Genomic DNA, 11,644 nt, shown 5'->3' with positions numbered 1-11,644 from the left:
TCTTGAGATTGAACACAAATAATTCTCTCGAATTCTTGTGTTGATGTACAGCCCCCATTTATTCGCGAGTCATAGTCGCGAATAAACTGGTCTTCTCACCCTCTTTTTGCAAAATTGGGATGCTCCCGTATTGCGTTATGAACAAAGTGATTACAAAATAGCATTTCAAGATGTTGAAAATTCAATTCAGCTTGATCCGAATTATCCCGAATCACACTATCTACGTGCTTTAATCCGTAATGAATTAGGCAATTACGCAGGGTCTATTGAAGATTATAACCATGCGCTTAAGTTAAATTCTGATGATGTTTGGTTTAGTATTTCAGTAACAGCATACGTGAGTATAATTTATTTATTATATACTGATCGTGGTGATGCTCGCGCTAACTTAGGTGATTACCAAGGGGCTATTGAAGATTATAATAAGGTATTTGAGATAGAATGTTCTCCTCAATTTTCTAATGATGTTTATGACCAGCGTGGGAATGCTCGTTACAAGCTGGGAGATTTAGAAGGAGCTATTGAAGATTACAACAAACTAATTTTTTATTATCCTAAAGAAGCTGTTTATTACATCAATAGAGGAAATGTTTACAGTGATTTAAAAAATCATCAAAAAGCTATTGAAGATTATAGTAATGCAATTAACATTATTCAAACCTATCCTGATGTATACGAATACCGAGGTCTTACCCGCTATCATTTAGGTGATAAATTAGGAGCAATTGAGGATTTAAATAAAGCTGCTGCTCTTTATCAGCAAGGTGGATGGATAGAATATTATCAGCACGCACTCAACCTCATTCAGTCTTTAGATGCTACTGATGAAGAAACGACTAATGAGGATACTCAAGAAATCCCTGAAACTATTAATCATAGACCAATAGAATTAGAAAATACAGAGAAGTCTGTTACTATCAAACCGATTACAAATCCTCCTTTTGAATACACTGGTAAAAATAAAAGGAGGCAAAATTTAGAAAAGATTAACTACAATCATTTGCCAGAAATTAAGGAGCTTACTGCGACTATTGAGACTGACAGCTTTTTTTTACCAAAGAGTATAAAGCAAGCTAAAGAGCGAATTAGTATATCTATTACTCGACGACAAGGACAACCTCAGTTCCGTCAAAGTTTGCTTGAAGTCTACAATTATCGCTGCGCTATCACCGGATGTGATGCACAAGCAGCTTTGGAAGCTGCCCATATCATTCCTTACAATGAGATTGAGAATAATCACCCTTCAAATGGATTGCTCCTGCGAGCAGATATACATACACTGTTTGACCTTAACCTGATTGCTATTAACCCAGAGACAATGCAGGTACACATTGCTCCTAGTTTGCGCGATACTACCTATGGCGAAATAGATGGTAAATATTTGCAATTGCCAAAAATTTCTGCGTATTCTCCTAACAAAGATGCACTTAAATGGAGGTGCAATCAGTGTGAATGGTATAATTAAAGTAACCTGCAATGATGGTTAGTGGATGTCAAGTTTTTAGTAGAGTTTCGCCAATATACGTGTAATTTTTAACCAAATAAAATCAAAAAATGATGCTTTTTATTTAAAGATAATTGACAATTAATTTATCAGCTAATTGGTTATAACAATTTTCCACCATATTAAATTTTTGTGTTTTGTAGCAACCGCCATTCAATAACTAAGTTTTGAGGCTAACGCCTCATGCGTTGGGCAATCATATTTATGTAGTCCAATGGTTAAATCTAGGGTTTCAAACAACTCTAATCGCTCCAATCAATCTACTGCCAAAACTGCTGCTTCTAATCCCAAAGCTAATACCAAAACTCAAGCAGCCAATAAGAAAGCTCCTAACACTCAATTGTCAGACCTTGATATTGACGATATTGACCCAGAACTTCTCAGCGACAGTTATAACCAAGTTAGACGACCATTACTGCCTTACGGCATTGTCGTTAATGACAAACCCGCCGGACTTCTAATTCCAGAAGACCAGTTAGAAAAGGCTGGCTGGCTTGATATGCCTGATGAAAACGACCTAACTATTGTCACCCTAACTGAAGATGTTACTGGACTCTTAATTACTCAAGCACGGTTATTAGTTTTAGCTTTTGTACCAGAATATATCCGTTATAAGTCAGATGTTGAAGACTTAGGTGGTTCTTTTGTTGGGCTTTATGATGAATACAAGCATAACCTTGACAAGAAAACAATGGATGTGTGTTCAGAACATGCACTAGTGTTTCTAGATGAGGATAATCAACCCCTGCATACTACTCCTGTCGTTGTCCGCTTTAAGAATGTAGCTCTCTGGAGTTTTAAGTCAGTGCGTGAGGAGTTTTACCGTTCTTTGGAGAAAACCTTTGCTGACTATTTCCAAGTGCCATTTAGCGGCAAAAACGATAGGTGGCGTAGCTTAGGTGTGCTGTCAGTCGAGTTCAAAGCTGTCAAAGAGGGCGAAGGTAAGAATAAACACGACTGTTGTAAGACTGTAGATTACACCAAACCCACCGTTGAAAATCTGTCTCAATTTTATTTGGGTCAGCCCACAGCTAAAGCCCTCATTTGGCAACAACATGATGCGATCGCTGGTTTTAATGAACCTCAATCACTACCTGCTTTACCGGGAGAATCGGTATCTGTAGACGTGGAAGTATTGCCACCAAATAAGAATAGGAACAAAACTCAAAGCGTTCGTAAATCCAAACCAGCGACCAAGCCACCTCGCAAAATTCAACTTATTGACGATGACGACTTCCTCAATGAAACCGACGATTTGGAAGCTGAATTAGACGATGATGATTTTGAGGAGGAAGACGATGAACTAGATGATGAGGAATAGTCCAATACAACTATAGCGTCTGTGCTGGTAAACTACCCACTACTCAGCACTCAGCACTCTTCATCCACCACTGACCTAGATACCGATTTAATGGGAATTTCCTAGAGGTTTTAGAAGAAAACTCTGCCGTAGCTAAGATGACTATGGCAGAGTTATCTTCCAGCTTTCAAGTTATCAACTTTGGGATTTTTTACTATTAGTGAAAAGCTGACTATCAGCAAGTTGATAGCCAGTGCCATTGAAACAAAAATTCAATTGACGTAGCTGCTCTTGCTCGGTTTGCAGTACTTTAATGCACGGTAATGCCTGACCTCGGTTCTCTCCCACTGACAACAAATGTTTACCTGTTGGCAAATTGGGATTCAAGTAACTCAAGAATACCTGAGTAATTGGTTTGTCCTTTCTGAGCCAGTAACCAGTATACAGACATCCCAAAGCACCGCAGACATCAGGTGTATTCAAGTTGAAAACTGCGAACCTACCGTCTTTTCCTTCCACACTCCAAGCCAGTATATTTTTAGCAGATACTTTGGAATTTAACTCTGTATTTTCTACAATCACCTGTTCAAGGACTGTAGCAGGCACAACATTAGCAGCTTTGTTCCAAGTAACGGTTGCTGCATTTAAGCTACAGCCCCCTAAGCTCATGAGAATTGACAGCAACAAAAAGATGCCTAAACCAATGCGAAACCAATGAACCCAGTAGCGTACCCTCATAGTCGGTGCTGGTAATTGATATGCAGTTGTCTTCAGTGGTTGAGACTGAGTAGGGGAGGCGGAGGAAGAATAAACTCCCTTTCCTTCCGCTGTTTGCCCAAAGTGTATTTTTGAATGCAGCTCAGTATCCAGTATTTCTTTTATCTCATGGGCTGAGGTAATAGAAGTTTTAGATAAATCTGTCATACTCTACCTCCCATTTTCAGTATTTTTAGCAGTGCTGATGTAGCTAGAATTTACATTGGGAGAACAGGTCAGCGTTCCATTATCGCTATTACTGTTGCGATAACTAGCTAAAGCGGTTTTGCCGTAATCTTTGAGACTGAGACGACCGAGGGCATCTGAGCCATTTCCATCAACTTTGCTGTAATCACCACCAAAATGCTTTTGAGCCACTCGTTCAATTAGGCGATCGCCCGTAAATGGCTGTCCTCTAGCCGGATCGATTTGCTCTTGTGTTACTTGAATTTTGTTAGCCATATCAGCCATAAATGCCCTATCTTGGTCAGCTGGAGGAAAAAACTCAAATAGTTCAGCCTCTGTTGGTTGATGCCCTTGCTCCACTTGACTCAGGAACTCTTGACCTCCAGGCTTGACAGCAATTAACTGCACTGCATAAGGGTTATAACTCATGAACTGGTAGCGACCGAGAGCGCGACCACAATTTAAACCCCCATCTGCACAGGTATGTATGCCAACTGCTTTGTAATCCCCGCTACCAGCGCTCTCAATTTCCGCGATCGCATTTCCCAGCGATCGCAAATCAATACCGGAGAATGATTGATCTGTTATCGATTGACTAGCACTACTAAAGGTGCATGGATTTATCTTCTCTATTACTCCAGTACCGTTGGTAGTCTTAGCTTTCGGCTCTCTTGTAGCTCCGGTTGGTAAAGACGTAGTATTTGTCCTCTGTTCACTCAAATTACCTACAAATATCAGGGAGTTAACCTTGTAGCTGAAAAAAGGAACAGGCCCGATAAAGTAAGGTGTACAACCCATTCGCCAAGCACAGAATCGAAAGAACAAAGCCGTATCTACCGTATCAGTAGTTTCATCCGGCTCCATTACCACCACCTTAAAAGCTTTACCAAACGGTAGCCGTCCTGTTGGTTCCCGACCGTTATTCACTGCTTTCAAGATACCCCGCCCGCCCTCGACTTCTTGGTATTTACCGGAAATCCACTGTTTACCTTCTAACTTACTGCGATCGCTACGACCTGTATTCTCCAAATCGTCCAGTTCTAAGTAAGCGCAGTCTTTTTCAGTACAAGGCACAGAAAACCCTTGCACGTCTGAACCAGAAATCGTATTGTTACGGCGGTTTTCTGTTGGCCCATAAACTACATCAATCCGCATTACCAAGCTACCAATTTCAGTGATGGGATTAGGCATTAATCCTAAAGGTACTTGTCCCAAACCAGGAATATCCGAAACATTGCTATTCATCCAACCTGTAAATTGTTGTAGCTGTACTGCATCTAAGTTAGGAATTGAAGAAATAGAAAACTTTAACAAGTCGATTTCTCCCAGCTTCATTTGCCCAACTTCATACTGTGTTAGTACCTGAGCTAGTGTTAAATTAGATGCAGCAATCCCCTGAGATTTTAGTAAGGTTGCAACAGGTGTAATATTGTTTACTTGTGTCTTAGCCAATTCTGGAACAACCTGAGCTAAATGGCTTAATGTCTGCTCACCAATCAGGGGAAATTCACTCAAGGCAATTTTGTTTAAATCTATACTGTTAATGTCTGTGTTCGCCTCTGGTTGTGTGCGTAGAGCGATCGCCTGCAAAGAAAACTCCTCTGCCTGTAATGCTTCACTGATATCTCCTAACTTCAAATATTGGTCAGGAGTCATACCCACATTCCAAGTGCGACTCAGGTCATAACCTAGTGTTTGACTGTAGGGACTGCCATCAATTGCACCGGATTGACTGATACCTGGTAGCTGGGCTAGAGAAATGCGGCTCCAGTCTGGGAGCAAAACTTTAGTAGCAGGTAGTCGAGACTGAGGATTTGCAACTTCTACAATTCGAGTCGGTAAATTGCCATCACCAATTGTGTTGATTGTAGCTTGTGCAGCGATACTATAAATAATACAAGCAATGACAACCAGAAGAGATATCCATGCTTTTGGTATCTTCATAATTTCAGGTTTAAAGATGACAGCAACTATACCCAAATAAGCAAAGCAATTTATTTAATGGAAACCATTCTTTTGTTACTTGTGGGGTATAGTTATCAGTAGAAATATGACTTATAACTCTAGCTCTGGCGATGCTGACTGTTGACTTTTCTTAGACTTGTAACCTGAGCCAGAGCCATATCCTGGTAATTGAGGATTGGGATTAGCAGCCGATTCAGTGTAAGGTGTATCCCCAAGATTGATTTCAAAAATATTCTCTTGATAACCATCCCTAAATTGGTCTGCTTGCAAGGGATTACTACTATCTCCAGAACTTAATTGCTCAACACCGTAACATAAAGATTGATAGCCACTGCCAGACTGATAATTACTACTGTCGTCAGTATCAAGATTTTGGTTAATTGTGGGTTCGTTATTCATTGGCATTACCTAAAAAACCTGTATCAATGCCAGCATAAAAAGAATTATCTAATATCAGCCTTCACCTATTGGACATTAATTTTTTAGCCGATTGGCTATTTTTTGTGATGCGCTCATATCGAGATGACAAATGGAGCAAATGAATTTAATTTCACCAGAAATAATGGCAGAAATCAGTAATGGTAATAGTACCAAACTGCCAGACAACACCCGAAAAATGCTGAAAATTCTGGCAAGTTTAAATACACCAAAAGAATTATTAGCAAGTCTTTTGGAAATAGCTGAATTTTCCCTACACCATGTTCGCTACCTTGCAGGGCCATTGGTAATTCATCGCAGTCCTTGGAGTGATACGATTCCCCAATGGCTGAAGTTTGCTTGTATTCAGGAGCGATTGGAACTTATCTTCACTGAATACGAACAAGATCAGGTTGGTGTTTCCAGCACAGCCACAGAAGTTCTTACCTACATGATGCCAGCAACTTACGAAGCACCTTTACATAGGGACTACGCTGATCTTTATCTTTGGGTAGGTAATGAAGTTTTAACCAAATACGATAAATTACCAAAGGGTTGCAAGAGTTTTTATGAATTTATAAGTGATGGTGATACGAGCAATGCCAGCAATAATCGCATCATTCATTTTAATCAGGTAAAAAATGAATTCAACTATCTTAGCAGGTCAATTCGACGCAGCATAGTTAAACACGCAGCACAAGAAGGATGGGGTAAGCGTCATGTCACTGCCAAGACTAACTTAGACTCGACCCAAAGCACTCCAACTCCTAAACCTTCATCAAATTCAACTGTGCAAATTAGCTTGTTCTGAATTTTCCAGAAATCCTCAGTCTATTCAAATTTTCATCTGAGGATTTTTCTGTTAAATGGAAGCGTTCGCTTCTTTAATTATGAACATAAATTTTCAAGTTAGTCATCATGAATACTCAAGAAAGTCAAGAGATTTTAAATCATCTCATTATTGGAATTACAGCCTTATATGCCATTGTAATACTCATTGATTTTGTTGTGGGAATAGTCCATCTGTGGCAGGCTTTTACACTCAATATTGAATATCATACCAACAACACAATATCTGAAGAATCATACCTTGAATCTATTGATATTAAGAAATCTCTCAAGTTAGAAAATCAAAATCAATCAACTAACCGTATTACATCAAAACCAGAACCTCAACCAGACAACTTTATTAGCATTGATGTAGACAAAATTGATTTACGGACAGCCAGAAAAATTGCTACTGCCATAAAAAAAGCTTCAACATCCAATCCTGACTTAATTATCAAACAAAAAGTCAACAGTAAAAGTGTTCCTTTAGCCTGGTTGCAAGCACAGATTAAGCATCGTTTAGAACTGGCACCAGAAATTGTCACACCCATTATTAGAGAATTGGCTCCTACTGCTTTTACATCTGCTCAAGAGAATATTCAGCATTCTAGCATTGCAAAAATAAATAAGCGTCAAGTCAGTTAATCATAGAAAGAGAGGAATATCGATAATATTACCTCTCTTTAACAGTTTTTAAAATCTTTGTATAAAACTAAATCTTTTGAAGTTGCTAGATATACAAGCTATCGCTTCTAGGTGAGAAATTCAAATTTAATTTATTATGAATACAGGCTTAATAAATACAAACAATTCCAGTATTTATACTCCAGAATATACTATTGTTTCCAATGTTTCAGCTCTTAATTCTGCTCTCCAATCTCTGTTTCAGGCAGAAGTTTTAGCCATAGATTGTGAAACAACAGGACTTGACCCTCTAACTGATTCTATTAGACTGATTCAAATAGCTGCACCAAACCATCCGGTAGTGCTGATAGATTTACCAGCTATTCCCAAAAGCGATCGCCCACTACTCAAAAAACTGCTTTGTAACTCTGCTGTCAAAATTGCACATAATGCCAAGTTCGACTGGCAATTTCTCACACTCGCAGGACTTCAACCCTCTGGTCAATTCTTTGATACCCAACTTGCTTATAAAGTTCTAACCGCAGGATTAAAAACAAGCTCATCCTTACAAAATATAACTAAAAAGCTACTACACATTCAACTAGATAAAACTCAACAAATCAGCGATTGGTGTAAACCTCTTACTAAGGTTCAATTGCACTATGCTGCCGTAGATGCTGCCATATTACTTGACCTTTACCCAATTCTCCTCAACAAGTTAAAGCAGGCAAAGTTACTCAAAATTGCCCGACTGGAATTTCAGTGTATGCCTGTTGTAGCTCAAATGGAACTTAACGGAATGCTATTTGACTTGTCCCGATGGCAGATACTGGGTGCAAAACTAGAAGCTGAAAAAACAGATGCTTTAAGCCAACTCAAGCAACTCCGTATTGCTAGTTCTCAGATGTCATTGCTGCCAGAACTGACAGATGCAGTAAACCCGAATTCACCTCAGCAAGTTTTGGCTGCTTTACAAGCTATTGGGATCAAAATTAACTCAACTAATCAAAGTAAATTAGTTTCTTTAGCTGCACAATATCCCATAATTCAAGCATTGCTAGATTACCGCCGTCTATCCAAAATTATCGGCACTTTTACCGAGAAACTACCCCAGCATATCCACCCCAAAACTGGGAGAATTCATCCTAACTATTATCAATTAGGGGCAAAATCCGGTAGATTTTCTTGCCGCAAACCACCTCTACAAAATATTCCCCGTGATGAAGCAGCTCGTAGCTGTTTCATTGCTGCCCCTGGCTATAAAATTATCAAAGCCGATTACTCCCAAATTGAACTACGAATTATGGCTCGGCTTAGTGGTGATACAAAGATGTGCCAAGTCTATCGTCAAGGGGCTGACTTACATCGATTAACAGCATCTCTAGTAACTGGAAAATATATCAATGAAGTAACTGAAGAAGACCGCAGACTAGCAAAAGCAATAAACTTTGGATTGATTTTCGGTATGGGCGCTGCCAAACTCCAAATTTACGCCCAAGTAAAATATGGAGTAGCAATGACATTAGAACAAGCAAAAGCTTTCAGTCAACGATTCTTTGAAGCTTATCCTGGAATAGCTAGGTGGCATGAAAACATCAAACGTAAATACATCCAAGGCATTAAGGAAAGTCGTACACTAGCAAACAGACGAAGGAGATGGGTAAACAAGCCCCGACTATCAGAGCTATTTAACCATCCAGTACAAGGTTTAAATGCCGACATCAACAAATTAGCTATGGTAAAACTTTCAAATCCATTAGCTAAATTCAGAACAAAACTCATCTGTGTAAGGCATGATGAAATTGTACTGGAATGTCCAGAGACTGAAGTTGACCAAGTTAGCCATATATTACACAATTGTATGGTTGCTGCTGCCCAAAAGTTTCTCAGCCCTATTCCAGTTATTATAGATATTAAAACATCAAATAGCTGGTGAACTATCCCAACTTGCCGAGTACGACTGAAGTTGGATTTGCAGTCAAGCTATTCTGAGAATATTTGTCAAAAACTCAATTGCCCTCCTCACAGTATAGCTCGTGCAAAAATGTGGTTAAAGGGCGTTTCGTTTTTGAACCGAAGCACTATCCCCGCCCTATCCCAATACCGTTTAGTTAAGGACATTTATCTGTTAGGGCGGGCTGTTCTTGAGCAGGGGAAGCAGGGGGAGAAAAAGGCTTAACCCAAGCGTATTACACCCTATCCACTATTTCTGGCTATTCCTGAATCGGTATTCTAGCCATTATAAATAACGGAACTATTTTAACTATATCTGCTTACGCAGATTTAGAGTGAATCAAGAGTTGAAAACCCATATAAGCCAATACAGTTCAGTTAAGCATCTCTTTCTTTTCTCTGCGTTCTCTGCGCCTTAGCGGTTCGTTAAAAAAACGACTTTGGTAACTAGAGTTTTAGCCTTAACTGAACCGTATTGCCATATAAGCGGGTTTTATTTGTGTGTCTATAAACTCTGTGACTGATAAATACCTGATGTAAGAAATGAGTTCCAATATTTACATATTTGAGGTGTATCAATGTCTAACCCCCGGATTTTAGGGGCAAGAGAAATTCATCTAATTTCACTCTACAGTCATTGGGAATTTGGTATGAAACCAGAAGAATTTTATGCCAAATGGGATGTGAGTTATGAACAAATTGCCTTAATATGCTGTCGTTCCGATTCTACGGTCAGAGGTTGGTTTAAGCAAGGTAAGTTTAGACGCTATCCTCAGCCTAATGATTTACGACATTTGGCATTCATGGACTTTTTGCTGGAACATTTTGAAGAAGTTCCCGAACAACTTTGGCAATTGCTATGTCTGACTCATTCGCCTTGATCTCAATAACATTTCTATTCTACATATAGCAATCCGGTTTGATTACTGAAAGAAAGGTTTTTAAAACAAAAGCTTTGCCCTGCAAGGTTTTCAGACTCACTACACTTTCAAAATTCTAGTCGTAATGCTATATATCTCTCCAATCAATCTAATACACACATAATTCTAATTGTCAATATCAATTTGACCTGTCTTTGAGTATACCTCCTCGTTTAAGGTAAAATTTGGCGATTTTTTAGCACATAACATGGTTATTTTACAGCATTTTTAAGGGGTAGAATATGACTTATTCTGAGCAATTAAAACCGTGGTGTATTGTCCGTAATATTCCCAATCAAGAAAATATTGTTGTGAAAAGATTCCGCCGACGTGATGATGCTGTTGCTTATCTGCAAGTGTTGAAGCAGTCAGCGAGAGATATTGCTTTTCAAATCATTTTTAAGTGAAAATTAACTTCCACTACACCCACCAATTTAAAAACTGAAGAGCAATCATTTATGAATAGAGGGTAATGTTGGCTAATCAATTGGTTCTTTGGTGCAATGTAGATAATTTGAATTAACCCATCCTTCCAAACCATTAACTCTAGTATTGGGGCCTTGAATTACACTTACATAAGCCCATATACCTTCTTGTTCCTTCAATAAAACATTATTACCATTATTAAGACCTGCCCTAGATTGTCCATTCGGACTATCACGAAGTGCCAATTGCCCAGATTTAATATTCACTACATCACAAGAAGTTGCCCACTTCAGAGTTGCTACATTTTCTGTGATTGCTACTAGTTGACGGCGTAATATCTGCTTATCTTTGTTATAAATATTCAAATACATTCCTTCATTGGCATTTTCACGCCAGGAAACTGAATAAGTATAATCGCCATTTTCCCAAGTAATACCTCGATAGCCGTTATCACGCCAAGATGTTCCGTAGTCTAAGTCGATACATTTACCCTGAACATCACAACCTCTGTAGGTTTTGCCATTTTCCCCATCATCCAAAGTAATGGTAAATTCTCCAGCACGGTAAGTATCTGCTTTTGCATGAGTAGCAGTTGCTCCAATCAAGGAAGCAGTCAGAATTGCAGTCAAAAAGAATCCTTTTAAGCGTTTAATCATATTTACCTTTGGAATTTTCTGATAATGACAAAAATCTTTTTTAATTCGTTACTTTGTTGGTATTCGTTCACCGATATTAACCTAGTTACTGATATTTTCAGAAGATTAG

General features: G+C 38.9%; 11 protein-coding genes. 7 read left to right on the top strand and 4 right to left on the bottom strand.

The genetic code is table 11. From position 1 onward, the window contains the following. The first annotated feature begins 130 nt into the window (after positions 1 to 130). Entirely contained in the window at positions 131 to 1,465 is a 1,335-nt protein-coding gene (locus tag CDG76_RS35335) for a tetratricopeptide repeat protein (RefSeq protein ID WP_190241091.1), read from the top strand. A 253-nt stretch (positions 1,466 to 1,718) separates the two neighbouring features. Next, a complete protein-coding gene (locus tag CDG76_RS35330) occupies positions 1,719 to 2,825 on the top strand; it encodes a DUF5895 domain-containing protein (protein ID WP_094353465.1) in 1,107 nt (368 codons plus the stop codon). 174 nt (positions 2,826 to 2,999) lie between these two features. Here CDG76_RS35330 and CDG76_RS35325 read toward each other — a convergent pair whose 3' ends face one another. From CDG76_RS35325 to CDG76_RS35315, 3 genes are all read right to left on the bottom strand, one after another. Further along, positions 3,000 to 3,728, bottom strand: a complete 729-nt coding sequence (locus CDG76_RS35325) for a hypothetical protein (RefSeq protein ID WP_094353464.1) — start codon at positions 3,726 to 3,728, stop codon at positions 3,000 to 3,002. A gap of 3 nt (positions 3,729 to 3,731) precedes the next feature. Beyond that, a complete protein-coding gene (locus CDG76_RS35320; RefSeq protein ID WP_094353463.1) occupies positions 3,732 to 5,690 on the bottom strand; it encodes a peptidase M23 in 1,959 nt (652 codons plus the stop codon). Positions 5,691 to 5,801: 111 nt separating this feature from the next. Next, a complete protein-coding gene (locus CDG76_RS35315) occupies positions 5,802 to 6,110 on the bottom strand; it encodes a hypothetical protein (protein ID WP_094353462.1) in 309 nt (102 codons plus the stop codon). Positions 6,111 to 6,240: 130 nt separating this feature from the next. Here CDG76_RS35315 and CDG76_RS35310 point away from each other — a divergent pair, with 130 nt between their 5' ends. The 5 genes from CDG76_RS35310 (at position 6,241) to CDG76_RS38015 (ending at position 10,860) form a co-directional block, all read left to right on the top strand. Continuing rightward, a complete protein-coding gene (locus CDG76_RS35310; protein WP_094353461.1) occupies positions 6,241 to 6,939 on the top strand; it encodes a hypothetical protein in 699 nt (232 codons plus the stop codon). A 107-nt stretch (positions 6,940 to 7,046) separates the two neighbouring features. Then, positions 7,047 to 7,601, top strand: coding sequence for a hypothetical protein (locus tag CDG76_RS35305; protein WP_094353460.1), 555 nt, complete (start codon positions 7,047 to 7,049; stop codon positions 7,599 to 7,601). Between the two features lie 136 nt (positions 7,602 to 7,737). Further along, positions 7,738 to 9,516 (top strand): bifunctional 3'-5' exonuclease/DNA polymerase, encoded by a 1,779-nt coding sequence (locus CDG76_RS35300; protein ID WP_094353459.1) that lies wholly within the window; start codon positions 7,738 to 7,740, stop codon positions 9,514 to 9,516. A gap of 595 nt (positions 9,517 to 10,111) precedes the next feature. Continuing rightward, positions 10,112 to 10,414 (top strand): hypothetical protein, encoded by a 303-nt coding sequence (locus tag CDG76_RS35295; protein WP_069069453.1) that lies wholly within the window; start codon positions 10,112 to 10,114, stop codon positions 10,412 to 10,414. 281 nt (positions 10,415 to 10,695) lie between these two features. Beyond that, a complete protein-coding gene (locus tag CDG76_RS38015; RefSeq protein ID WP_190241090.1) occupies positions 10,696 to 10,860 on the top strand; it encodes a hypothetical protein in 165 nt (54 codons plus the stop codon). Positions 10,861 to 10,932: 72 nt separating this feature from the next. Here the strand turns inward: CDG76_RS38015 and CDG76_RS38010 are convergent, their stop codons facing one another. Next, positions 10,933 to 11,535 carry a hypothetical protein gene (locus CDG76_RS38010; protein WP_190241089.1) on the bottom strand — a complete coding sequence of 201 codons (603 nt, stop codon included), beginning with the start codon at positions 11,533 to 11,535 and terminating at the stop codon, positions 10,933 to 10,935. Positions 11,536 to 11,644: the final 109 nt, after the last annotated feature.

Origin of the sequence: Nostoc sp. 'Peltigera membranacea cyanobiont' 210A, from assembly GCF_002246015.1 — a bacterium.
Classification (GTDB): domain Bacteria; phylum Cyanobacteriota; class Cyanobacteriia; order Cyanobacteriales; family Nostocaceae; genus Nostoc.
The sequence above is the reverse complement of the archived record's forward strand: the minus strand, read 5'-3'. Positions and strand labels throughout refer to the sequence as shown.

Bases quoted from the DNA above. Each gene is read 5' to 3' on its own strand.
- CDG76_RS38015 (WP_190241090.1), top strand. From the start codon at position 10,696: ATGACTTATTCTGAGCAATTAAAACCGTGGTGTATTGTCCGTAATATT.
- CDG76_RS35325 (WP_094353464.1), bottom strand. From the start codon at position 3,728: ATGACAGATTTATCTAAAACTTCTATTACCTCAGCCCATGAGATAAAA.
- CDG76_RS35315 (WP_094353462.1), bottom strand. From the start codon at position 6,110: ATGAATAACGAACCCACAATTAACCAAAATCTTGATACTGACGACAGT.
- CDG76_RS35310 (WP_094353461.1), top strand. From the start codon at position 6,241: ATGGAGCAAATGAATTTAATTTCACCAGAAATAATGGCAGAAATCAGT.
- CDG76_RS35330 (WP_094353465.1), top strand. From the start codon at position 1,719: ATGGTTAAATCTAGGGTTTCAAACAACTCTAATCGCTCCAATCAATCT.
- CDG76_RS35320 (WP_094353463.1), bottom strand. From the start codon at position 5,690: ATGAAGATACCAAAAGCATGGATATCTCTTCTGGTTGTCATTGCTTGT.
- CDG76_RS35300 (WP_094353459.1), top strand. From the start codon at position 7,738: ATGAATACAGGCTTAATAAATACAAACAATTCCAGTATTTATACTCCA.
- CDG76_RS35295 (WP_069069453.1), top strand. From the start codon at position 10,112: ATGTCTAACCCCCGGATTTTAGGGGCAAGAGAAATTCATCTAATTTCA.
- CDG76_RS35305 (WP_094353460.1), top strand. From the start codon at position 7,047: ATGAATACTCAAGAAAGTCAAGAGATTTTAAATCATCTCATTATTGGA.
- CDG76_RS38010 (WP_190241089.1), bottom strand. From the start codon at position 11,535: ATGATTAAACGCTTAAAAGGATTCTTTTTGACTGCAATTCTGACTGCT.